Origin of the sequence: Bradyrhizobium sp. RP6 (genome assembly GCF_003837805.1) — a bacterium.
In the GTDB taxonomy this organism is placed as follows: domain Bacteria; phylum Pseudomonadota; class Alphaproteobacteria; order Rhizobiales; family Xanthobacteraceae; genus Bradyrhizobium.
Map to the genome: position 1 here is coordinate 48,136 of NZ_RQIT01000005.1, position 21,133 is coordinate 69,268.

The 21,133-nt window shown below is 61.4% G+C and carries 24 protein-coding genes; 10 read left to right on the forward strand and 14 right to left on the reverse strand.

Annotated features, from left to right (window positions below; genetic code table 11):
- Positions 1 to 127 precede the first annotated feature (127 nt).
- The 3 genes from EHH60_RS12995 to EHH60_RS13005 are packed head-to-tail and all read left to right on the forward strand — an operon-like array spanning position 128 to position 3,321.
- Positions 128 to 1,816 (forward strand): aspartate-alanine antiporter-like transporter, encoded by a 1,689-nt coding sequence (locus tag EHH60_RS12995; protein WP_124160084.1) that lies wholly within the window; start codon positions 128 to 130, stop codon positions 1,814 to 1,816.
- A gap of 10 nt (positions 1,817 to 1,826) precedes the next feature.
- A complete protein-coding gene (locus EHH60_RS13000; RefSeq protein WP_124159864.1) occupies positions 1,827 to 2,717 on the forward strand; it encodes an alpha/beta hydrolase family protein in 891 nt (296 codons plus the stop codon).
- 28 nt (positions 2,718 to 2,745) lie between these two features.
- The gene (locus EHH60_RS13005) at positions 2,746 to 3,321 is read left to right on the forward strand and encodes an invasion associated locus B family protein (RefSeq protein ID WP_124159865.1); all 576 of its coding nucleotides are present in this window, start codon (positions 2,746 to 2,748) and stop codon (positions 3,319 to 3,321) included.
- A 61-nt stretch (positions 3,322 to 3,382) separates the two neighbouring features.
- Here the strand turns inward: EHH60_RS13005 and EHH60_RS13010 are convergent, their stop codons facing one another.
- Positions 3,383 to 4,048: a helix-turn-helix domain-containing protein gene (locus EHH60_RS13010; protein ID WP_124159866.1), complete on the reverse strand. Its 666-nt coding sequence runs from the start codon at positions 4,046 to 4,048 to the stop codon at positions 3,383 to 3,385.
- Positions 4,049 to 4,411: 363 nt separating this feature from the next.
- Here EHH60_RS13010 and EHH60_RS13015 point away from each other — a divergent pair, with 363 nt between their 5' ends.
- Entirely contained in the window at positions 4,412 to 4,846 is a 435-nt protein-coding gene (locus EHH60_RS13015; RefSeq protein WP_124159867.1) for a L,D-transpeptidase, read from the forward strand.
- A gap of 39 nt (positions 4,847 to 4,885) precedes the next feature.
- On the opposite strand, the gene EHH60_RS13020 is transcribed toward EHH60_RS13015, so the two are convergent.
- The 4 genes from EHH60_RS13020 to EHH60_RS13035 form a co-directional block, all read right to left on the reverse strand.
- The gene (locus EHH60_RS13020; protein ID WP_124159868.1) at positions 4,886 to 5,212 is read right to left on the reverse strand and encodes a hypothetical protein; all 327 of its coding nucleotides are present in this window, start codon (positions 5,210 to 5,212) and stop codon (positions 4,886 to 4,888) included.
- A gap of 228 nt (positions 5,213 to 5,440) precedes the next feature.
- On the reverse strand, positions 5,441 to 5,710 hold the full coding sequence (locus EHH60_RS13025) for a hypothetical protein (protein ID WP_502697405.1): 270 nt from the start codon (positions 5,708 to 5,710) through the stop codon (positions 5,441 to 5,443).
- Positions 5,711 to 5,805: 95 nt separating this feature from the next.
- Positions 5,806 to 6,087 (reverse strand): hypothetical protein, encoded by a 282-nt coding sequence (locus EHH60_RS13030; protein WP_199751433.1) that lies wholly within the window; start codon positions 6,085 to 6,087, stop codon positions 5,806 to 5,808.
- Between the two features lie 257 nt (positions 6,088 to 6,344).
- Positions 6,345 to 6,980, reverse strand: coding sequence for a response regulator transcription factor (locus EHH60_RS13035; protein WP_124160087.1), 636 nt, complete (start codon positions 6,978 to 6,980; stop codon positions 6,345 to 6,347).
- 306 nt (positions 6,981 to 7,286) lie between these two features.
- Here EHH60_RS13035 and EHH60_RS13040 point away from each other — a divergent pair, with 306 nt between their 5' ends.
- Entirely contained in the window at positions 7,287 to 7,970 is a 684-nt protein-coding gene (locus tag EHH60_RS13040; protein ID WP_124160088.1) for a helix-turn-helix domain-containing protein, read from the forward strand.
- Here EHH60_RS13040 and EHH60_RS13045 read toward each other — a convergent pair.
- The 4 genes from EHH60_RS13045 to EHH60_RS13055 are packed head-to-tail and all read right to left on the reverse strand — an operon-like array spanning position 7,951 to position 12,002.
- A complete protein-coding gene (locus tag EHH60_RS13045) occupies positions 7,951 to 8,406 on the reverse strand; it encodes a potassium channel family protein (RefSeq protein WP_124159869.1) in 456 nt (151 codons plus the stop codon). The genes EHH60_RS13040 and EHH60_RS13045 overlap by 20 nt on opposite strands.
- Before the next feature lie 16 nt (positions 8,407 to 8,422).
- The gene (locus EHH60_RS37510; protein WP_199751434.1) at positions 8,423 to 8,599 is read right to left on the reverse strand and encodes a hypothetical protein; all 177 of its coding nucleotides are present in this window, start codon (positions 8,597 to 8,599) and stop codon (positions 8,423 to 8,425) included.
- A 39-nt stretch (positions 8,600 to 8,638) separates the two neighbouring features.
- Positions 8,639 to 9,502 (reverse strand): alpha/beta fold hydrolase, encoded by an 864-nt coding sequence (locus EHH60_RS13050; protein WP_124159870.1) that lies wholly within the window; start codon positions 9,500 to 9,502, stop codon positions 8,639 to 8,641.
- 10 nt (positions 9,503 to 9,512) lie between these two features.
- The gene (locus EHH60_RS13055; protein ID WP_124159871.1) at positions 9,513 to 12,002 is read right to left on the reverse strand and encodes an alpha/beta hydrolase; all 2,490 of its coding nucleotides are present in this window, start codon (positions 12,000 to 12,002) and stop codon (positions 9,513 to 9,515) included.
- A gap of 151 nt (positions 12,003 to 12,153) precedes the next feature.
- On the opposite strand from EHH60_RS13055, the gene EHH60_RS13060 reads away from it, so the two are divergent.
- The 5 genes from EHH60_RS13060 (at position 12,154) to EHH60_RS13080 (ending at position 15,536) form a co-directional block, all read left to right on the forward strand.
- A complete protein-coding gene (locus EHH60_RS13060; protein WP_124159872.1) occupies positions 12,154 to 13,080 on the forward strand; it encodes an alpha/beta fold hydrolase in 927 nt (308 codons plus the stop codon).
- Positions 13,077 to 13,691, forward strand: a complete 615-nt coding sequence (locus tag EHH60_RS37515) for a hypothetical protein (RefSeq protein ID WP_199751435.1) — start codon at positions 13,077 to 13,079, stop codon at positions 13,689 to 13,691. The genes EHH60_RS13060 and EHH60_RS37515 overlap by 4 nt, the downstream gene beginning before the upstream one ends.
- A 66-nt stretch (positions 13,692 to 13,757) precedes the next feature.
- The gene (locus EHH60_RS13070) at positions 13,758 to 14,411 is read left to right on the forward strand and encodes a CoA transferase subunit A (protein ID WP_124159873.1); all 654 of its coding nucleotides are present in this window, start codon (positions 13,758 to 13,760) and stop codon (positions 14,409 to 14,411) included.
- Between the two features lie 4 nt (positions 14,412 to 14,415).
- The gene (locus tag EHH60_RS13075) at positions 14,416 to 15,066 is read left to right on the forward strand and encodes a 3-oxoacid CoA-transferase subunit B (protein ID WP_124159874.1); all 651 of its coding nucleotides are present in this window, start codon (positions 14,416 to 14,418) and stop codon (positions 15,064 to 15,066) included.
- An 11-nt stretch (positions 15,067 to 15,077) separates the two neighbouring features.
- Entirely contained in the window at positions 15,078 to 15,536 is a 459-nt protein-coding gene (locus EHH60_RS13080) for a MaoC family dehydratase (protein ID WP_124159875.1), read from the forward strand.
- Positions 15,537 to 15,574: 38 nt separating this feature from the next.
- Here EHH60_RS13080 and EHH60_RS13085 read toward each other — a convergent pair whose 3' ends face one another.
- From EHH60_RS13085 to EHH60_RS13105, 5 genes are read right to left on the reverse strand one after another with little or no spacing between them, the layout of a single operon-like run.
- Positions 15,575 to 15,841 (reverse strand): DUF3551 domain-containing protein, encoded by a 267-nt coding sequence (locus EHH60_RS13085; protein ID WP_124159876.1) that lies wholly within the window; start codon positions 15,839 to 15,841, stop codon positions 15,575 to 15,577.
- Positions 15,842 to 15,865: 24 nt separating this feature from the next.
- The gene (gene fabI, locus EHH60_RS13090) at positions 15,866 to 16,654 is read right to left on the reverse strand and encodes an enoyl-ACP reductase FabI (RefSeq protein ID WP_124159877.1); all 789 of its coding nucleotides are present in this window, start codon (positions 16,652 to 16,654) and stop codon (positions 15,866 to 15,868) included.
- Entirely contained in the window at positions 16,651 to 17,865 is a 1,215-nt protein-coding gene (locus EHH60_RS13095; RefSeq protein ID WP_124160089.1) for an acetate/propionate family kinase, read from the reverse strand. The genes fabI and EHH60_RS13095 overlap by 4 nt, the downstream gene beginning before the upstream one ends.
- A gap of 5 nt (positions 17,866 to 17,870) precedes the next feature.
- Positions 17,871 to 18,848 (reverse strand): phosphate acetyltransferase, encoded by a 978-nt coding sequence (locus tag EHH60_RS13100; protein ID WP_283811838.1) that lies wholly within the window; start codon positions 18,846 to 18,848, stop codon positions 17,871 to 17,873.
- A gap of 14 nt (positions 18,849 to 18,862) precedes the next feature.
- The gene (locus EHH60_RS13105) at positions 18,863 to 21,082 is read right to left on the reverse strand and encodes a DUF3141 domain-containing protein (RefSeq protein ID WP_124159879.1); all 2,220 of its coding nucleotides are present in this window, start codon (positions 21,080 to 21,082) and stop codon (positions 18,863 to 18,865) included.
- Positions 21,083 to 21,133 lie beyond the last annotated feature (51 nt).

Here is a 21,133-nt window from a genome sequence, read left to right on the forward strand (position 1 = left end):
GTGTGTCGCTGATTTGACAGGCACCTATTGAGGCCGCGCGAGGAAGGAAAAGGCTTGACTTGAATCAAGCCTCCGATCGGCCATGAGGATTCAAATCGATCCCAACAATGCGCTGGGGAAAGCGACCATGGACACCGTCAGGTGGATCATCTCCACCGCTCCGGAAATCTTTCTGCTGATTGCCGTCGCCATTGGTACGATCTTGGGCCGAGTCAGAATCCGAGGCTTCTCGATCGGTACGACGGCATGCACGCTCATCGTCGCCGTGCTCATCGGGCAACTCGGCAGCTTCACGTTCCCATCTGTGCTGAGGGTGATGCTGTTCAGCCTGTTCGTGTTCACGATCGGCTACAAATCAGGGCCGGAATTCTTCGCTTCCTTGAGCATCCGCACTTTGGCGCAGGTCGCCATGGCGCTCGTGCTGGGAGGTACAGGCTTGATCGTCGTGCTGGCATTTGCCTTTACAATGGGGCTCGATCCGGGCACCGCTTCTGGTCTCGCTGCGGGTGCACTGACGCAATCCTCCGTCATCGGCACTGCCTCGGGAGCCCTGGCACAGCTTGGGCTACCAAAGGCCTTCCTGGAGCAACAAGAGGCCAACATCGCGGCCGGCTACGCCGTCACTTACGTCCTCGGCTACATCCTGACCCTGATCTATGTCCCGTTCATCGCGCCCAAGCTGATGGGTGTAAACCTCAAGGAGGAAGCCAAGAAGCTCGAGATCGAGCTTTCCGGTGGCGAACCGCCTAAGACGGAAAACCTGCATTATCGGAAATTCCAGGCCCGCGCCTATCGCGTCTCCGCCGCCGCCGGGCGGACCGTCAAGGCGATCGAGGACGAGATCGGCAGCCGGACGGTCATCGAGCGCATCGTGCGTCAGGGAGCCGATATTGAGCCGCATCTCGACACCGTGCTCGAGGCCGGGGACGACATCGTGATCGCTGGTCGGACGGCGGTGATCGTCGCCGCGCGGCCCGTGATCGGCACCGAGATCGACGCCGACGAGATCCTGAAGGCGATGCCGGGCAATGTGGTCGACGTGCTGGTCGACAACCGCAAGCTCCACGGTCGTTCGGTCCAGGACGTTGCCGATCGCGTCGGCAGCAATGCGCGCGGCGTGTTCCTGCGGACCCTGACGCGGATGGGGCGCGAGGTGCCGCTCAGTCCGGACACGCGTATCTATGTCGGCGACGTCATGACCCTGGTCGGCACAAGCCGCAACATCGAGCGTGCTGCTGCGCAAGTCGGACAGATCCTGCGTGCCGGCGACCGCACCGACATCGCCTTTCTCGCTGCCGGCATTGCCGCCGGCCTGCTGGCCGGCCTGATCAGCTTCAAGGTCGGAGGCATCGCGCTGACGCTCGGCGGCGGAGGCGGCGCCTTGATCGCAGGCCTCGTCTGCGGCTGGTTGCGGTCACGCCGGCCGACCATGGGCGCGATGCCGCCCGCCGCGCAGCAGACGCTGAGCGACCTCGGCCTCGGCGGCTTCATCGCCGCGATTGGCCTTGGCAACGGCCATGCGGCCTGGATCGCGATCCAGGCACATGGCTTGCTGCTGGTCGGTATGGGTCTTGTCGTCACGTTGGTGCCGCTCATGGTGGCGACGTTGTTCGCTTATCACGTGCTGCGCATGAATCCGGTCGTCACCTGCGGTGCGCTGGCAGGCGCCATGACGGTCGACGCCGCCGTAACAGGCGCCTGCGAAGTTGCTGAAAGCCAGACGCCGGTGCTCGGCGTCGCCGTACCCTATGCGGTGGGGAACGTCGTCCTAACGGTGCTCGGCCCCATTATCGTGGCGGCGACTTTTTCCGGATGAGGAGGATGGGATGCGGTCGTATTCCTTGATCCAACAGCTGTTGCGAACGGTGCTGCTGCTGCCGGCCTTGTGGATCGGGATGGTCCACGCCGATGACCGAGCGCAGCGACGCATTCAGGAAGAGATCTGGGCCCTGCCGTTGCCGCTCCCGATGTTTGCCTATCTGGTGCGCCCCGTGGGCGAAGGCCCCTTCCCCCTGGTGATCATGAACCACGGCGTCTCGCTCAACCCGACCGATCGCGGCTTCTTTCCCTTGGTCGAATTCCGCGACGCCGCAAAGTGGTTCGCTAGGCGCGGCTATCTCGTCGTGGCGCCGGTCGGCACCGGATACGGAGCCTCCGCGATCGATATCCCCGAGCACGGGCTCTACGGCCCATTCTTTTCCAAGGTCGGCAAGTGCACCAATCCCAATTTCCGCAGCGCCGGGCTCGCCGTGGCACAAGTCGATCTCTGGACCATAGACTACCTTGCCGCCGAGAAGCTTATCGTGCCGAAAGACGTCGTCGTGGTCGGACAGTCCGCCGGCGGCTGGGCCTCCATCGCGCTGTCGAGCGTCAACCCGCCGCAAGTGAAGGCAATCATCACTTTTGCCGCCGGCCGCGGCGGCCATGTCAACGGCAAACCGAACAACAATTGCGCACCGGACAAATTGGTGGAAACGACCGGCGAATTCGGCCGCACCTCGCGGGTGCCGATGCTCTGGATCTATATCGAGAACGACACATTCTTCGGTCCCGCCCTATCGAAACGTATGCACGAGGCCTTCACGGCAGCCGGCGGCAGGGCCGAGTATCATTTGCTCCCGCCCTTTGGCAACGAGGGGCATTACTTCATCGGGTCACCCGATGCGATCCCGATCTGGTCGCCAATCGTGACGAAATTCCTCGACGGTCTGAAATAGGTGCGACCGAAGGATGCGGAGCAGGAAAATGGCAGACGTACATCACAGAAACGTCCTGAAGGATACTCGCTCCACGAGAGCTATCGTCGCGCTCGCCTTACTCGCAGCCTTGGCAATACCGGCGATTGCCGAAATCGCTCCTCGCGGCCAGCGAAAGGCGGATGAGATCAAATATGGCGCATGGCAGAAGCTCTGCTTCAAGGCCGGCGGCGCTCAGGCACTTTGCCGGACGTCGATCACCGGGACTTATGAGACGGGTCAGACTGCCGTCCGCGTCGATTTGATCGAACGCGAAGGCGAGAAGACTGCGCGGCTGCAATTGTTTGTTCCCGTGGGCATGTATCTCCAAGCTCCCGTCAAGCTCAGGGTCGATCAGGGCGCGCCCTACCGCGTGCCGTACACTTGGTGCCTCAGCAATGCCTGCATTGCAGGTCATGCCGCTAACCCAAAGCTCATCAAGGAAATGGAGAGCGGGAAGACGCTAGATCTCGAGGTCGTCGACAACAAACTCCTGTCGGTCACAACGTCGCTACCACTTGCGCAATTTGGACCGGTACGTAAGGGATCACCGGCGCGTACGTACGAACAGGACATTGACGAGTGAGCTTAGGTCTCTCGCCAGGTTGAACAACGATCTTGCTGAGCTTACGGTTTTCGCACCAGGATCATGCATTTAGGTCCCCAAGACGCCCTCGATCTGTCAGCGCAATACGCCGTTGTGTTGGTCCGTCGAATTGCAGCATCTTTTCGTCTCGGAGGCTGGAAAACGCGCGCGAGACCGTCTCCAATGTCAGACCGAGATAGTCGGCAATGTCGCGACGGCTCATGGGCAAAATCATTACATACGGCTGAGATAGACGCTCGTCCATTTCTAGGAGGAATGCAGCCACCCTTTCGAGAGCAGTTTTGCGCCCGAGCAGGAGCATGTGATTCTCGGCGTGCTGAAGACTCTGCGTAACGAGGCCGATGACCTTGGCGACGCCGCCTTCACGATCTCTCGTCGCGTCCAGAAGACTTCGCCGCCTCGTTATGCGAACTCTCGTTTCAACTATCGCTTCAGCGGTAAAACGATGGGTTACGCCGTTCTCGAGCCCGAACATGTCGCCAGGCAGATGAAACGAGTTGATCTGACGACGACCGTCCGAGAGCAGCTTGTAGGTGCGCACTGCACCGGAGATGATCTGGTAGACGTATTCCGTCTCCTCGCCTTCGCCGAAGACTTCAGTCCCTCTGCGATACCGAAATTCACTGCAGAACACATTCTCGCCGGCGAGTGCTGCGAGATGGCCGTCAACCGGACGGCTGCTGGAGGTGTTCGTCCTGAGCAGCATCGTAAAAGTCTCCGACGGAACTTAACAATGCACGAATGCTAGGCAGACCGCAGCCAGGCGAGCTTGATCTGCAGCAAATTCAACTTGGTCTCCGTATTTGCCCGGATGCGGGGCTCGGTCGCGTGCGCTTGCGAATTCAGTATGAAAGCACCTCGGTAGCGCCGGATTGCCAGAAACCGATATCAAGCTGCAAGGCATCGACTTGCGTCGGATCAACAATGCACGCCCAAACTCGCCTAGTCTGCAGCAATCTTGGTGAATGGCTCTTTGGCATCGCCGTACTCGACGCTGAAAGACGACCAGCCTGACCGCATCAACTCCCAGCCGTCCTGTTGCATCAGCGAAGGCCTTAGAAGAAACGAAATGACTTCACGGTTGCCTTCGATCCTGATTTTGACCGCAGTGCTGCTCATCGGCCTCGCCAATCAAAGCGCTCACGCAGCCGTCACGGTGCGAGTTCAACTTTCCACCCAGACCATGCTGGTCAGCGTCGACGGAACCGGCTTTGCGAGTTGGCCAATTTCGACGGCCCGGCGTGGATACCGCACGCCCACCGGCACATACCGGCCATATTCTCTCCAGCGCATGCATTACTCGAGGCTCTACGACTTCACGCCGATGCCCTACTCGGTCTTCTTCCATCGTGGCTACGCAATCCACGGCACATATGAGATCCGCAACCTCGGGCGTCCGGTGTCGCACGGGTGCATTCGGCTGGCACCGGATCACGCGCAATCGCTGTTCGAATTGATCCAGACTCAGGGACCTCAGAATACGTCGATCGAGATCTTGCCCTGATGCAGAGCAGCGGCGACCGCTTCGGTCGCGCTGCAAAGGCTAGACCGATCTCTGGATCGGCGCAGCCGCCGCAAAGCATCGACCAGGCACGTCGATTGGAGGCTTGCAAGCCGCTTTGCCCGACTTGAACAGGTCTCGCGGCTGTACGCGGGCCGGCTCCTTATCGGGCACCTTCCGCTTCGATTGGACTACCGGCAACCTGTCGCCCTTCGCTGAGCGATTTGCGGTTTGTCCGACGAAGGGCGGACCTCCTGCCGACACGCCGGGCAACGAAATCGTCTGGTGGACGGCCATCGAGGTCGTCATGCCCGCGAGGTAGATCAGCGAATGCAATGTGAGTGTCTTGAAAAGCATGATGCCGCTCATTCCACTTGTGCCCGTTCTGGGCATCGCCGCACGAGTGACAAATGCTAGTAGAGGTCGGGCAAGGAAATTTGATCTGCCGCAAGCTTTGGCTACACCCACGCGGCTCTCCGTGGCGCCCTGCTCGCCAGCCCTTCGGTTGCACCAGTCTTCTGGTGGCGTTCTCTCAACCGAAGCCCCGGCTTGGAAGCCGGGGGGCCCTGCTGTCTCGCGCGGACGTAAGCACCACGCTCAGCGGCGTCCGACCCGGTTGACCGGTCCGCCGCGATTCATCGGCGTTCCGGGACGCACCGCTTCGCGAGCGGCTGCACGGGCGACCGGACGCGGCCTCAGCACGACGCCCGGTCTTGCGATGCAACTCGGCGGATAGTCGATGTACTGGCAGTACACCACTGCGGCGGCCGGGCCACTGCTGACCGAGAGCCCCAGGGTGGCCAGCGACGCACTCAACGCCATTGCGCTGAGGGTGACGGGTCCGAAGGCCTTGGATGACAATTTCATAAGCACCTCCTGTTTCGCGATTCCAAACGGCACGAAGTGGGCTCAGCGCACATGTCCATCAATGGCGATGCAGACGGCGAGCCTCACGTCGAATCTCAGTAGCAGGGTGGATACGGATAGTACCCGCAGGCTCGCCGATACCGGTACGTACCATAAGGTGCGACACCCGCGGCGGCAGCGCCATAATAGGCCCGGCGATGCACCCGGCGATTGACGCCCGCCACGCTCATCGGCGTCAGCGGCCGCCCGACCCTGGCTTCGGCGCTATCCAGAGATACCGTCAAAAGGCTCGTCGATGATGGCTGGAGCGACAGCGGAGCCGCCACGAAGATAGATGCAGCCGCGATCATTCCAAGATGCTTGGCAATTCCCGTCATGCTCGTCCCTCCCAAATGTGGTGGTAATCAAAACCTAACGTGGGCTCATCAGTCGCCGGACCGTTGATAAAAATCAACAGAACTGCGCTTTGAGCAGCGGGAAAGGACATCAAGCTTATCGGGCTCATCGGGACGCAGCGCGCCGCGCTAGACTAGTTCCGTCCTGACCGTTACATTGCGTGCTCCGAAACTCGGCGTGTCGATAACCTGTGATATGCCTTGATGCAGCGCTGGCCACACGGCGGTGGTTGCACCTCCTATGCCTGATCTCTAGGCACGTTCGCATCAATCAACCCGAGCCGCTCCGCAATCGAGACCAATTCTGCCAAGGAATGGACACGCATCTTGTCCATGACCTGATGGCGATGCGCCTTGATCGTGCGCTCCGTCGTTCCGAGTTCGTGTGCGATTTGCTTGTTGATCTTGCCGCGGACGACAAGATCGAAGACTTGGCGTTCTCGCGGCGTCAGGCCCGACAGGAGGGTGCGAAACGCATCGAGCCTGTTTCTCTGGCTCTGCGCGGAACTGTGACGCGCCAATGCACGCTCTATGGCATGGAGCAACAGTTCTGAAGAGACCGGCTTCGTCAGGAAATCCTCCGCACCAGCCTTGATCGTGCGCACGGTCGTTGCAGTATCGGCGTAACCGGTGACGAAGATGATCGGCAGTGTCGAACCCAGCTCGATTAACCGGGCTTGCAGATCGGGACCGCTCAGGCCGGGTATCTTCACGTCGAGCAGCACGCAAGCAGGCTCCTCGACGCTCGGCAGACGTCCCAACAGTTCCTCTGCAGATGAATATGATTCGACGTCGTAACCCGCCAGCTTCAGCCGGCGTTCGATTGCCGTCCGGAACGAAGCGTCGTCGTCCACCACATGAACCAAGCCAGGCAATTCCACCTCTTAGCCGCGATATTCTTGCCGAGCGCCGTGCATTGAACGCTCTCATAATTCGGTTGGATCAGAGATCAACATCGGCAATTGAGCGCACCGCATTTCAGATTACACGACAGGATCCCTGATCCTTTTCATTCCCCCGATCCTTCGACCCTGTCCCAAGGTACAATGTTCCTAGAGACAATGGACGAGAATATCCTCTTTAGTCGTAAATCAACCTCGGCGGGAGTGAGACAGCGCGGCGCATTCCCCCCAATGAACATTGATCTGAACCCAATTCAGCGATTCGTTGAGGATTTAGCCATGTTTGTGCGCATCACGACCGATCCCACGCGCCGCCCAAATTCACTCCGCGACCTCGGGCTGACCAGCGGATCGAATCCGGCCGTCAGTTTGAGCGAATTTTCTTACAAGAAAGGGACTGAGATTTACGGCGAGAAAGAGGCCGCCGATTACGTGTATCAGGTCAAGACGGGTGCAGTGCGAAGTTACAAGCTCCTGTCGGACGGACGGCGCCAAATCGGCGCGTTTCACCTTGCCGGCGACATCTTCGGACTGGAGAACGGCAATTCACATCGCTTCACGGCGGAGGCGATCGTTGACACCACCGTCCGGCTGATCCGCAGGCAAACCCTGGAGCTGGTGGCCGACAGCGATCCCGTCGTTGCCAACAACCTGCTTACCATGACGACGAACAACCTTCAGCATGCCGAGGACCATATGCTGCTGTTGGGGCGCAAGACCTCGCTGGAACGTGTTGCCGCCTTCATCCTCGAGATGGACCAGCGCCTGACCGGAGCCGAGGTCATCGCCCTCCCGATGTCGCGCCGCGATATCGCCGATTATCTCGGCCTGACGCTTGAAACTGTTTCGCGCGCACTATCGCGGCTGCATGAACTTAGCATCATTGATTTTATCGGTAACACGCAGCGCCAGATCGTATTGTCGGACCGTCGGAAGCTCGCCACTATCGATCTGCAGGGCTAACCCCGGAAGCGCCGATCGCGGAGAGGTGCTCAAGCGTCTTGCGCAACACTTCGAACAGCACGGCGGTCGACCAGCCGAACAGAAGGATGCCGTTCATGGCGGTCATCGGCCCAGTCAACCGCCACGCTTGCTGCGGCGTGATGTCGCCGTAACCCAGCGTGGTGTAATTGACGAAGGCAAAATAGAGCAGATCGGATCCTGCGGGCGCCGCGTCGAGGATCAGATAGGCAAGCGACCAGACCAGAATTTCCAGCGTGTGTGCGAGCATGAGCACCGTTGCCGTTGCGACCATCAGGGCCATTAAGTGCAGTTTTGGCCGCGCCGTGTGCTTCAGGCCCGCCGCTCGCGCAATACTGGTGGCACCCACCGTCACAATCGCGTGGATCATGATGTTGATCGCGCTGACGAGAGCGCCTGCCAGGAATTGAAGTGCCATCCGGACCGAACGGAGTTCAGCTGCGCTTGCGTGAGGTCGGGTCGAGACGCAGCCTTTGTGCTCTCATGCGCTTTATCTCTTTGTTGAGCGCCTCGCTCTTTTCGTCCCGCTGCTCCGTTCTGGTCTTCTGGGGCTCGTCGCCGCGCAGCTTTTCGAGTGCCTTCTCAACCGAGAGCTTTGTCGTGCCGGCCATGATATCGTCCTCATACAGTTGCTACCGATAATGATGCGCCTACCGCGTCAGTCCTCCGAACCAGGCGCCGAAATAGCCGGCATACAGCGCCGGATTTTCGAGGTTCATCGAATGTCCCACACCGGGCACGATCACGAGCCGGCAGTCCGGCATTTCCGTCGCCATCGCTCGCAGATCTGCTGGCGGAATCCACCCGTCCCGCTCGCCCCACAGCACCAGGTGCGCATGCCTGATCTCCGCCATCCGGCGCTCCAGCTCTTTGCTCTCCCACTCGCGGTTGAGATTCACGGGCGTCCCGATCCAAATGCCTTCCGAGACGCCGAAGGTCTGATCGAGGATCCGCTCGAACAAAAGCGGTATGTCTCCAAGCCCCTCTCGAAAGCGCGGTACGGTGTTCGGTGCCAGACTGTCGGGAACGAACAAGGAGGATGCCGCAGTCGCCATCACGGCCCGCGTCACCTCCTTGCTCGCCATCATCGCGCGGAACACGCCGATCTGATCGGCATTGAAGGCCATGCCGAGGGGGGTAATCGGATCGAGCGCGAATACCCGCCCGAACCGTTCGGGCTGCATCAGCAGCATCCGCGCCGCGATGATTCCGCCCGTGGAGTGGGTGGCGAGGTGGCAGAACCGGATGCCGAGCGCATCGAGCGCGGCGAGCAAGTCCTGCGCATGCTGCTGCATGGTGTAATTGGAATAGTCCGCGACCGGCTTTGGCCGGTCGCTGTCGCCGCAACCGCGCCAATCGATGCCGATCACGCGCAGCCCCGAGGGAAAAAGCGGTGCGGCGAGCTCGATCCAGTCCTTGCTGGCGAGATTGCCGTGGATGAAGACGACGGTGACGTCGCCTCTGCCCCACTCCCGCCAACCCAACTGGATATCACCCGCCTGAACTCTCGACATGGTCCCGGCCCTACTTGTTCAGGCCGGCGGTCGGCGCTGCCCCCGGAGGCGTCGGCGCCACCGGCAAGGCAGAGATCACGGCACCCTTGATCATCCGGTCCGTGCCGAGCGGTGATGAGGTATCGACCGCTCCCCTCATCACGAAGTCCACGACGTCAGCCGGGAATTCCACCGGATTGTCGGTATGGATGAAGTGCCCAGTCTCCGGATAGATCTTCAGAAGCGGCCGATTGCCGGCATTGGTCATGCGCGACATGAACGGCGTAATCGCATCCCGGCCGAGATCCGTCAGCCCGTTGAAGGCGGGCGTCGGGATGAACGGCTCCTTGTCGCCGAACGAGAGGAAGATCGGCGCCCTGATCTGGGTAAGCCGTTCGTAAAGGTTCTTCGGATCATCCTGCTGCAGCTCGGCGCCGATGGTGTAGATGTCATAGATGAAGACGTTGCACCACTGTTCGAGCTCTTTCGGATTGCCTTTGATCAAGCCGACGCGCTGCTCGGTGTGAAGGCGTGCATACTCGCTGTCGCTGAAGAAGTAGCCGCTCTTGGAGGCCGAAACCACGTTTGTCTCGGGATCGCGCTTCTTGAAGTAGAAGAAGTCGCGCACGTTCTGCTCCGAACGCTTCATCTCGGCGTCGAGAATCCCCGTCGGGCCCCAGGTTGCCTTCCACTTGTCGAAGTCGTGGTCAAAGGCCCGGTCGAACAGCCTCGCCTTCTTGTCCTTGGCGATGGTGATGTCGCGTGGATACTCCTCGAGGCCGGAGGGGGCCTCAAGCGCGAGACCCTGCACGGCGTCCGGCCAGGTCAGGGCGTAGCCCATTACGAACTGGCCACCGAGGGAGTGGCCGAGATAATACGCCTTCTTGACCCCGAGCTGGTTGACCACGAGGTCATAAATGACCTCGCGCATGTCCTGCATGGTACGCGCCGGGCTCTTGTCGAGATTGCCCGGTCCGGACATGCCGTAGTGCGGCAGATCGGGCGCGATCACACGCACGCCGCTGCGCAGAGCATATTGCATGACGTTGCCGTAGTGCCCGGCAAAGGCGCCCTTGCCATGAATGATGACCAGCACCTTCGGATCCTTATCGGTGCCGGCATATTCGTCCATGTAGCCGATCTGCCAGGAATTGCCGCTCTTGTCCTTCGCGTTGGCGTACTTGACTGGATAGGGGTAGGTCACGAAATCCTTCCAGAAGGACTTCTTCGGATCGATGTTCTCCGCCACGCCGGGCACGCGATAGTTCTTGTCATCGAATGTCTGCGCGCGATCCAGCGCCGCCACGTCATCCATGAAGGAGACGAACTTCGGATCGTTCTTGCGCTGATTGATGATCGGGAACACACCGTAGTGCGCAACCGGGCTTTCCTGAGCGATGAGATCTGCGCCGGGAACGCGATCGACGGCCTTCTCCGCCAGCTTGAAGTTCAGCCAGAGATCGTTGGTGATATGCATCACCAGCGTGCGCGCGCGGATGCGGCCGAGATGAGGATTGACATTGTGGGTCTCGCCGACCCGGTTGCGCCAGACGAGGTCAACGGCGTCATAGAGCTTGGCACGGTTGATGACGCTGAGCCCCGCCTTCTCGTTCGGCGGATCCCAGTAGAAGATTTCGGGTTGCACCGCACTCCAGTTCTGGCTCGTACGGAAGGCGAAATCGTAGCCCGTCATGCCGAGGATCGACCAGCCGAACGCCAAGCCCGGAACCGGGTGTTTCTCCTTGGGCAGCTTGTAATAATCGCCCTTGGTCTGCTGCCACACCGGATCCGACTGGATTGCCGCTGTCATCATCTGGAAGGTCCAGTTGCCGACGGGGTCATCGCCATCGGATTGCGTGGTGCCGCCAATCGGCATCAGCCCGCCCATGAACTCGGGATGCATGACACCCCACACATAGGTCTGAGTGCCACCCATGGAGACGCCGGTGATCAAGGCGGCGCGAGTGATCTTCAGGCCGTCGCGCAGCATGCGGTAGTTGGCCTGCACCATGTCGTAGTAGCTGTATTGAGGAAACTTGGTCCCCAGCCCGTCGGACGGCTTGCTCGCGCCCCAGGTACCGAGCGGGTCCACCATGACGACATAGTAGCGATCGGTGTCGATGGGCCTGCCTGGACCGATAATGGGCACGCCGCCTGACAATGCCGCGCCCTTGACCCACTGCTCGTACATGTCGGTGGAGTCGCCCGAGTAGTAGGAATTGACGATCACCGCATTGGTGATCTCGCCGGTCGCGTTGCGGCGGGCATTGCCGATCGCGATATAGGCGGTCCGCAGTTTGCCGCCGCCCAGCGACTCCAGCGTAACGCCGCCTTCGCCGCCATTCTCCCATTTGGAAGGATCGGACAGATCGTACTTGCCGCCCAGGCGGAAGTTCGCAATCTCGTAGGTCTTCTTCAGCTCGTCGTGCTGCATCTGCGACGAGCGGCGCGTGAATGGCTGCGCAAGCGCAAGCGAGGTGCCGATCAACAGCAACACTGCACTCGCGAGAAGACGACGCATGGCCTCACTCCCTTTCATGGCGAATTCCTCCGGGGATTGTTCTGATCGGACGCTAGGAGGCGCCGGACGGCATCCTTTGACTTAACTCAATGGATTGCTGAAGTTCTGACCGAGGATGCTTCCGCACCAAATTACCCGCGGGACTGCCGCAATGCCCTTCCTCAGCTACAGCTCGTATCGGATCCGCTACGAGCTTGACGGCCCTGCCGACGCGCCGGCCTATGTGCTGGTCAACGGTCTGACGCAGTATGCCGAGCTGTGGACCGCCTATCGCGATGCGCTCATCGCACGGCGATTCCGCGTCGCAACGTTTGATCTGCTCGGTCAGGGCGAATCCGACAAGCCCCCCCTCTTCATCAGCCAGGACGATCAGGTTGCGGCCCTGCACCTTCTGATCCAGGAGCTCGGCAGCGGGCCCGTGTTCCTGAGCGGCATCAGTTTCGGCGGTCTGATCGCGTTGCGCTATGCGATTGCACATGGCGACCGATTGTCCGGGCTGGTACCGATGAGCTGCTTTGCGGAGCTGCCACCGCAACTCTTCCTGCTCGGCAACGCTTTGCGCACCGGCCTGATCCTCGGCGGCACCAGCTACCTGCAAGATCTGCTGCTGCCGATGAATGTCTCCGATCAATGGCTGGCGCCGGTGCTGGACAAGCTCGATAGTGTGAAGAGGCCGGGCTGGCTGGTGAACGATGTCTATGCCCTGCAGAACCTGATGGAATCCTTCCTGGACTTCCAACCGCTGACGCCGCAACTGCCGTCGATCGGCCTACCGACGATGATCCTGAACGGTGAATTCGATTTCCTTACGCCACGTGCACTGCACGAGACGTTGCGCGTAAACATTCCAAACAGCAGCCTCGTCATCATCCCCCGCGCTTATCATGCCTTCACGCTGGAGAAGCCTGCACTGACGGCCGATTTGCTCGCCCGCTTCGCGAATGACGTGATGGCCGGACGCTGGCGGGGAAACAAATCGGTCTGGATCGCCCCGGACGAGGCAGGCGGCGATCTCATGCCGTTTCCCGCCGGCTACGATCATCTGCGCGCGGTTCCCGTGCAGAGAGCGATCTCATGAATGGGTTCTTCGGGCCGCTCGATTCCGACGGTCGCGTGCCGCCCCGGCAGCAGACGCGCGTCGCAAGCTTCCTGATTTCGGCGCATGGCGCGCTGGGGCGTCGCTTCGCTCTAGCCTTGCCTCCGAGGCTGGAATCAGCCTGGCAAACCGAACTGAACGCGCAGTTCTACAACGAGTCGGAAATCGTTTCCCTGCTGCTGCGCGCAACGAATTGGACGCCGGACCTCGCGCTCGGCTATCTGGCGACCGCCTGGGAGACCACCTGGTTTCCCGCACCGGCGGCGGGCATTCCAGATCCAACCCTGGCGCTTGCCGTGGATCTTGCAACCCTCGCTCACGCCATTCACGCCGGCATCAGGCCGGCGGCGCTGCTTCCGGTGGAGGCAAATCCGAACGATCCTTTCGCGATGGCAATCCGGCGCGTCGAGTTTGAGAGCGGCCGGCTGCTGCAGGCACAAATCATGTTCCTGAAAGGCGAAAGCCTCGTGCCGTTTCGCGATGCCGTAAGCGCAGCGCTCGAACGGCGCCACGCCGAGGTACGCAAGCTATGGCACGAGCTGCTAGACAGCATCGGGATTACTTCGCGCAACCAGAATGACGCGAAGCCTTGACACAAATCAAAGGATTGCGCCCACCGCCCGCCAACATTCCGCGGACGAACCGATCGGAGTTCCACCATGAGGGCCGTATCCGTCGAAGAAGCCGTTGCGATGATCCCGACCGGCGCGAGCGTCATGGTCGGCGGCTTCATGGGTGTCGGGACGCCGGAGCGTTTGCTCGACGAGCTCGTCCGACAGAAGAAGAGCAATCTCACGATCATCAGCAACGACGCGGCCACGCCGGGCAAAGGGGTCGGCAAGCTGTTTGACGCAACGCTGGTGTCGCGGCTGACCGCCACCCACATCGGCCTCAATCCGAAGGCGCAGCAGCAAATGCTGACGAACCAGGTCGCAGTTGATCTCATTCCGCAGGGCACTTTCGCCGAGCGCATCCGCGCCGGCGGCAGCGGCTTGGGCGGCGTGCTCACGCCGACAGGAGTCGGCACGCTGGTCGCGGAGGGCAAGCGCCAGATCGAAATCGACGGCAGGCCGTATCTGCTCGAAACCGCGCTACGCGCCCAGTTCGCTCTGGTGCATGCCTTCCTCGCCGACTACCTCGGCAATCTCTCCTATGCGTTGACGTCCCGGAATTTCAATCCGGTGATGGCCATGGCGGCCGATACCGTGATCGTGACCGCGGAGCACATCGTGCCCGTGGGCGTCATCGCGCCCGACCACGTCGTGACACCGGCACCGCTGGTCGACTATCTCATTACGAACCCCAACGGGTGACATCATGGATGCGCAGGAGATCATCGCCCGACGGGTTGCACGAGAGCTCAAGGCCGGCAACCTCGTCAATCTCGGCATCGGTATTCCGACCCTCGTCGCCAACTATGTCTCGCCCGATTTGAAAGTGTTCTTCCAGTCCGAAAACGGGCTGATAGGCACCGGCCCCATTCCGGAACAGGGACTGGCGCATCCCCTGCTCACCGATGCCGGCGGCCGACCCATCAGTGCCCTGCCGGGCGCAAGCACATTTGACAGCGCCATGTCATTCGCATTGATCCGCGGCGGCCATGTCGACGTCACCGTGCTCGGCGGCCTGCAAGTCGATGCACGCGGACACCTCGCCAACTGGATGATCCCCGGCAAGATGGTGCCCGGCATGGGTGGCGCGATGGATCTGGTCAGCGGCGCCAAGCGGGTTATCGTCGCCATGCAGCATGCCGCGAAGGGCAAGTCGAAGATCGTCAAGAATTGCAACCTGCCCCAGACGTCGGACCGCCCGGTGAGCCTGGTGGTCACTGACCTCGCGGTGATCGGCTTTCCGAACGGCAACGCGACCCTGCTTGAGACCGCTCCCGGCGTCAGCGTCGGCGAGGTCATGGCAGTCACCGAGGCCGAGCTCATAGTCGGCGACAGCGTCCCTGAAATGAAGATATGAGCGAGGGAAGCATGCGCATATTCAGCGACTTCAAGGAAATCAAGGCGGCCGTTGGCGCAGAGATCGGGGTGAGCGACTGGATCGAGATCACCCAGGAGTGGATCAACCAGTTTGCGGAAGCGACCTGCGACGAGCAATGGATTCACGTCGATCAGGAGCGCGCCAGGAAAGAGATGCCCGGCGGCAAGACCATCGCTCACGGGCTGTTGTCACTCGCGCTCGCGCCGCTGTTCATTCGATCCGTGATCGGCCTGAAAGGCTTGCGCAATACACTCAACTATGGCGCGGACCGGATCCGCTATCTCGCGCCCGTGCCGGCTGGATCCAAACTGCGTGGACGCGTGACAATCGCGGAAGCCGAGGACGTTCCGCCCGATGGACTGCGCGTGAATTATCACCTCGTTATCGAGATCGAAGGCGGCGCGAAGCCGGCCTGTGTCGCCGAGCTGATCGCGCTGCACTATCGTTGAGACATGGTGGGCGCCACAGCCTTCGCCTGACAAGCCCGTCAGTAAGGGCGTCGGTAGGCGGGATGACCCCAAGCTGGTCTTTGCATCTGGGCAAAGTACGGGTTTATCTCACAGCTGGCCGCACGGCCGGATGCCGACGCCCGACATTGCGGGATGGATGTGTAGCTGCAGTCGATCCACTCCCCGCCGCCCAGAGATCCCTCATAGACTTTCATGCAGACCGGATATCGAGGGTCATAGGTCTGAGCATGCCCGGACACAGAATTGATGACCAGCAACACCATGCTCAGCAAGACGATACGCATCCTCCCTCCCTCGCCTCGCCAAGCTCAATCGATGATGTGGTATCCGCCATCGATGTAGAGCACTCCGCCGGTCATGAGCTTGGCGCCGTCGAGCGCCAGGAACGCGGTGGCGTTGCCGACGTCGTCGATGCTCACCAGGCTCCGCGCCGGTGCTTTCGATTGCGCCTTGTCCATCAGCTCATCAAACTCGGGAATGCCCGAGGCCGCACGGGTGGCCAGCGGTCCTGGCGAGATTGCATGCACGCGAATCCCCTTCGGGCCCAACTCGGCTGCCGCGTAACGAACCGCCGATTCCAGCGCCGCCTTCGCCACACCCATGATGTTGTAGTTCTCGACCACCATCTGGCTGCCATAGTAGGTCATGGTGAACATCGTGCCGCCGTTCTTCATCAGCGGCTCGGCCAAATGAGCCATTCGGAGGAAGGACCAGCAGGAGACCTCCATGGTCTTGAGGAAACCCTCGCGGCCGACGTCGACGACACGGCCGTGCAGTGCCTCCTTGGGCGAGAACGCGATCGAGTGCAGCAGAAAATCGAGCTGTCCCCATTCCTTCGCGATCCTGTCAAACACCCGTTCCGTCTGGCCTTCGACCATGACGTCGAGCGGCATGAAGATCGGCGCTTCGAGCGCCTGTGCGAGCGGCTCGACGTGCTTCTTGGCACGATCGTTCAGATAGGTCACCGCCAGCTCGGCACCTAGCGCGCGGAACGCCCTGGCGCAGCCCCAGGCGATGGATTGGTCGTTTGCGATACCGACGACGAGCCCCTTCTTGCCCTTGAGGGCAACCTTGGTCTCCGGATAGACAGGAATCATGACACCCTCTCTTGTCTGGGGTTGCTCGATGGCGTGTTCATCAGCACCGACAACGTATGCCGCGCGATCATCAGCTCTTCGTCGGTTGGCACCACGTAAACTGGAATGAGGCTGTCGGGCTTCGAAATCAGCAGCGCGTGGCGCGAGTTTGGGATAGGATCAAGCGCGACCCCGAGCCAACCGAGCTGCTCGACTACGCGGGCGCGAATGGTTGCGGAATTCTCGCCGATCCCGGCCGTGAAGACGAAAGCGTCGAGACCTTGCAGAGCGGCTGCCAGCATCCCGGCGTTGAGGCCGATCCGATAGGCGAAATAGTCGATCGCGAGCTTTGCTTTGGGATCCTCGCTCTTTTCCAGCTCGCGCATGTCGTTGCTGACACCGGAAAGGCCCTTCAGGCCGCATTCGCGATACAGGAAGTCCTGCACGCTCGCGGCCGACATGCCCTTCTCGGCCATGAGGTAGAGCACCACGCCGGGATCAAGCTGGCCCGGCCGCGTTCCCATCGGCAGACCGTCCAGAGCCGTAAAGCCCATCGTGCTCTCGACGCTAAGCCCGTCCTTCATCGCGCACATCGACGCGCCACTGCCGAGATGAGCAACGATCACCCGACGCTTTGCGATCTCGGGCGCAACGCTCGGCAGCGTTCTGGCGATGTACTCGTAGGACAGGCCATGAAAACCGTAGCGCCTCACGCCCTCCGCATGAAGCTGATGCGGGATGGCATAGTAGTCCGCCAGGGCACCATGCGTGCGGTGAAATGCGGTATCGAAGCAGGCGACCTGCGGCAGCGCCGGGAAGTTCGTCAGGATCGAGCGGATCGGCGACAAATTGTGCGGCTGGTGCAGCGGTGCAAGATTGGTAAAGCGCTCGAGCCGGGCCACCACGCCGTGGTCGATCAAGACCGGCTTGTCGTGGTCCGGGCCCCCATGCACCACCCGATGTCCGACCGCAATGGGGTGAATGCGCAGCTCCTCGCGCAGCCACTCACCGGCGACGCCCATCGCAGTTGAAACGTCCGGCACCGCCTCGATCGGATAGGCGCGGTCGGCAATGGGATCGCCCGCAGCGCCGCTTGCCTTCAGCCGGGGACGGCTGCCGATGCCATCCATCTGGCCCTTGATTTGTCGCCGTAGCCGGCCCTCACCTTCGACCGAGAAGATCTGGAACTTGACGCTCGAGGAGCCGGCGTTGACGACGAGGATCGTATCCATGGCGATCATGCAGCTATCGTTGGCGCATGCTGGCGGCGCGCGTTGGCATAAAGCGATGCCACTGCGCAAGATGCCATTCGCGCACGCGGCGTATCGGCCCGCGAAGTCAGGACGACCGGCACGCGGGCGCCGAGCACGATGCCGGCGCCATCGGCCTTGGCGAAATATGCAAGATTCTTTGCCAGCATATTGCCGGCCTCAAGATCGGGAACGACCAGGATCTGGGCCCGACCGGCGACCTCGGACTTGATGCCCTTGATGCGCGCCGCCTCGAGGTCGATCGCATTGTCGAAGGCCAGGGGTCCATCGAGCACACCGCCGGTGATCTGGCCGCGATCGGCCATCTTGCAGAGCGCAGCCGCCTCGATCGTTGATGGAATTTTGGAGGTGACGGTCTCGACCGCCGACAGGATGGCGACGCGCGGCGCCTTGCCGAAGCCAGCCTGCGTGTAAAGATCGATCGCATTCTGGATGATGTCGCGCTTGGCGTCGAGGTCGGGAAAGATGTTGATGGCAGCGTCCGTCACGAACAAGGTCTCGGCGTAGGCCGGCACGTCCATGACGAACACGTGACTGATCCGGCGATCGGTGCGCAGACCTCCTGCCTTTGCGGTGACCGCCCGCATCAACTCGTCAGTATGCAGGCTGCCCTTCATCAGTATCTCGCCCTTCGCGGCGTGGATCAGCTCGACCCCTTTGGCGGCAGCGTCCTCGCTATGCGCGGCATCGACGATCTCAAACCCCGAGATGTCGAGATCGAGCTTTCTCGCCGTGTCTCTGACCTTGCCCTCGGGACCGACCAGGATCGGCCGGATGATCCCGGCCTGTGCGCTGTCGACCGCCCCACGGAGCGAAGTCTCGTCGCAGGGATGCACCACCACGGTCAGGACCGGAGGGACGGACTTGGCTGCCGCAATCAGCCGATCATACTTGCTGGGGGATTGCGAGTGCCCGATTTCGGCTGCCATGATTCTGCTCCCGATCCTCTGAACGGCCGCTACGATGCTTTCGCCTGGTCGAAAGGGGCAACTTTGCTCTCGCTCCCCCCTCCCGTCTCGATGCCAAGAAGCGCCGCAATCCGCTGAAGGCGCCTTGCGGGCTCACCGACAAGCTCGCCGCTGGCGGAGAGCACGTCCCGCATCGATTCGAACAGAGCTCGGCGCTGATTGATGTCATCAGGGAGCATTTTTGAGATGGCTGCGAGGGCTCCCTCCTGGTCCAGGAGCAGAATGAAGAACTGCTCTCGGACAAGCATCTTGAACTCGGAGAGCGACAGGCGAGGCCCACTGTAGTCCCGCCGCACGCGGCGGAGCGCCTCGATGCTGCGCTCGTCCACCATTCCGCGTGCCGAGCCGATGTAGAGCAGGCTTCGAATGGCGGCCTCGCGAGGACCGCCCTTGCCGACCCTTGATTTCAGCTCGGCAATCCGCTTCTCGAGCATCGCCCGGTGCTCGACGGACATCTCGCGCCGGCGCGAGACTTCCAACTTCGGATCGATTCCCACCGCCGCCTGCAAGGCAGGCGATCCGTAGACGTTGAGGAAGACCGTTTCGCTCAGCGCCTCGGTTGCGTCGCGCCAGCTATCGAGCGCGTGGACGATCTGCTTGGACATCTGCTCCTGGAAGGCCAGGAACGGGTTGTCCTTCGACACCGGCTTGCGCTTGCCCTCGATCTCCTCCGCGACCGACTTGACCGTCGCCATCAGCGGATTCCGACTGCTAAAGAGCTCATACTGCAGCCGCAGCGGATGCAGGTTGCGCATCGTTTCCGCCACTTGCGGGGTCACGACCTTCTTGATCCAGGGCTGAACAAATTTCCGGTAAGCCGCCAGATTGAGCTCGGAGACGCGCTTTGCGGCGGCGAAGCGCCGCTCGTCCTCCGGCGAATTGCCGCCCATGGCCCGGATATCATCGAGCGTGCGCGCCTCGCAACGCATCACCCATTTGCCGACGACCAGATCCGAGCTCTTCGTCTCCTCGTCCTTGGCCTCGAAGGTTGCCTCATAGAGCCCCGGCGGCAGCACATCGATCAAATCGATGTTCTCGGAGAATTCCGCATGCTCCTTCTTGGCGACGCCGCCGGAGACGAAAATGCCGAGATGGCCGACGCTCTGATGAACCGTATAGACGATGGTCTGCCCATACGCCCTGATCTCATCGACGTCCGCGTAGCAATCGAGGATCCAGTCCAGCGCTTGTTGCGGGGGCGTGACGTTGTCGCCTTCGGAACAGAATACCAGAATGGGCGACCGGATATTGCGAAGATCGACCCTCTCGCCATTTGACATCTCGATCTTGCCGGCGGCGAGGTTGTTGCCGATGAACAGTTCATCGACGATGAACTGGATTTCCTCGGCGTTCAGGTTGACGTGACCGCCCCACCAGCGCTCGAATTCGAGATAACGGTCCGCTTCGGTGTCGGCCTTCGAATAGACGTTGTACTGCTTGGTCCACAGGGTGTTGGACGGATTCTGGTTCTCGAAATTCTGCACCAGCCAGGCGCCGTCGAACTTGCCCGCGCCGAGATCGCTGGCGAGCGCCGTCAGCCAGCTTCCGCCCAGAAGACCGCCCGAATAGCGCATCGGATATTTGCCGTGCACACCCGCCCAATAGGCGAGCGGCGCGCCGGCGATGATGATCGGTCCGAACAGTTCGGGCCGCAACGATGCCAGGATCATCACGGCCCAGCCGGCCTGGCAGTTGCCGATCACGCAGGGTTTGCCGTCGGCTTTTGGATGCAGGCTGATGACTTTCTCGATGAACAGCGCCTCGGCGCGGGCGATGCGCTCGATCGTCTGTCCCGGCATCGGCTCGGGCAGGAAGCCGACGAAATAGCAGGGGTGACCCGCCTTCATCGCGACGCCGATCTCGCTGTCGGCCTTGAAGCCGCCGATGCCCGGGCCGTGTCCGGCGCGCGGATCGACCACGATGAACGGCCGCCGCTCGGGATCGATCTCGACGCCGTGGGGCGGAATGATGCGGACCAATGCATAGTTGACCGGCTCGTCGAGCTTGCGGCCATCGATGATCAGTTCAGCGGCATATTGCAGGACGTGCGGAGCGGTCTGCGCGAGATGCTCGCGGTACTGATCGCCGCGTCGGCGCATGATGTCCAGGAAGAGCACACTGCGCTGCCCGGCATCGACTAGATATTCGACAGCCGAGGCGACGAGCCCGGACATGGGACCACCTGGCAGATTTGGAGTTTCCATCGACATGTTCCGATCTCTGTTGTCCGCATCATCATTGAGAGGCCGTGGCGAGGGGAT

What these genes read in the sequence shown, in the direction of transcription:
- EHH60_RS12995 (WP_124160084.1), top strand. Translation starts at nt 128, where the DNA reads ATGGACACCGTCAGGTGGATCATCTCCACCGCTCCGGAAATCTTTCTG.
- EHH60_RS13000 (WP_124159864.1), top strand. Translation starts at nt 1,827, where the DNA reads ATGCGGTCGTATTCCTTGATCCAACAGCTGTTGCGAACGGTGCTGCTG.
- EHH60_RS13005 (WP_124159865.1), top strand. Translation starts at nt 2,746, where the DNA reads ATGGCAGACGTACATCACAGAAACGTCCTGAAGGATACTCGCTCCACG.
- EHH60_RS13010 (WP_124159866.1), bottom strand. Translation starts at nt 4,048, where the DNA reads ATGCTGCTCAGGACGAACACCTCCAGCAGCCGTCCGGTTGACGGCCAT.
- EHH60_RS13015 (WP_124159867.1), top strand. Translation starts at nt 4,412, where the DNA reads ATGACTTCACGGTTGCCTTCGATCCTGATTTTGACCGCAGTGCTGCTC.
- EHH60_RS13020 (WP_124159868.1), bottom strand. Translation starts at nt 5,212, where the DNA reads ATGAGCGGCATCATGCTTTTCAAGACACTCACATTGCATTCGCTGATC.
- EHH60_RS13025 (WP_502697405.1), bottom strand. Translation starts at nt 5,710, where the DNA reads ATGAAATTGTCATCCAAGGCCTTCGGACCCGTCACCCTCAGCGCAATG.
- EHH60_RS13030 (WP_199751433.1), bottom strand. Translation starts at nt 6,087, where the DNA reads ATGACGGGAATTGCCAAGCATCTTGGAATGATCGCGGCTGCATCTATC.
- EHH60_RS13040 (WP_124160088.1), top strand. Translation starts at nt 7,287, where the DNA reads ATGTTTGTGCGCATCACGACCGATCCCACGCGCCGCCCAAATTCACTC.
- EHH60_RS13045 (WP_124159869.1), bottom strand. Translation starts at nt 8,406, where the DNA reads ATGGCACTTCAATTCCTGGCAGGCGCTCTCGTCAGCGCGATCAACATC.
- EHH60_RS37510 (WP_199751434.1), bottom strand. Translation starts at nt 8,599, where the DNA reads ATGGCCGGCACGACAAAGCTCTCGGTTGAGAAGGCACTCGAAAAGCTG.
- EHH60_RS13050 (WP_124159870.1), bottom strand. Translation starts at nt 9,502, where the DNA reads ATGTCGAGAGTTCAGGCGGGTGATATCCAGTTGGGTTGGCGGGAGTGG.
- EHH60_RS13055 (WP_124159871.1), bottom strand. Translation starts at nt 12,002, where the DNA reads ATGCGTCGTCTTCTCGCGAGTGCAGTGTTGCTGTTGATCGGCACCTCG.
- EHH60_RS13060 (WP_124159872.1), top strand. Translation starts at nt 12,154, where the DNA reads ATGCCCTTCCTCAGCTACAGCTCGTATCGGATCCGCTACGAGCTTGAC.
- EHH60_RS37515 (WP_199751435.1), top strand. Translation starts at nt 13,077, where the DNA reads ATGAATGGGTTCTTCGGGCCGCTCGATTCCGACGGTCGCGTGCCGCCC.
- EHH60_RS13070 (WP_124159873.1), top strand. Translation starts at nt 13,758, where the DNA reads ATGAGGGCCGTATCCGTCGAAGAAGCCGTTGCGATGATCCCGACCGGC.
- EHH60_RS13075 (WP_124159874.1), top strand. Translation starts at nt 14,416, where the DNA reads ATGGATGCGCAGGAGATCATCGCCCGACGGGTTGCACGAGAGCTCAAG.
- EHH60_RS13080 (WP_124159875.1), top strand. Translation starts at nt 15,078, where the DNA reads ATGCGCATATTCAGCGACTTCAAGGAAATCAAGGCGGCCGTTGGCGCA.
- EHH60_RS13085 (WP_124159876.1), bottom strand. Translation starts at nt 15,841, where the DNA reads ATGCGTATCGTCTTGCTGAGCATGGTGTTGCTGGTCATCAATTCTGTG.
- fabI (WP_124159877.1), bottom strand. Translation starts at nt 16,654, where the DNA reads ATGATTCCTGTCTATCCGGAGACCAAGGTTGCCCTCAAGGGCAAGAAG.
- EHH60_RS13095 (WP_124160089.1), bottom strand. Translation starts at nt 17,865, where the DNA reads ATGGATACGATCCTCGTCGTCAACGCCGGCTCCTCGAGCGTCAAGTTC.
- EHH60_RS13105 (WP_124159879.1), bottom strand. Translation starts at nt 21,082, where the DNA reads ATGTCGATGGAAACTCCAAATCTGCCAGGTGGTCCCATGTCCGGGCTC.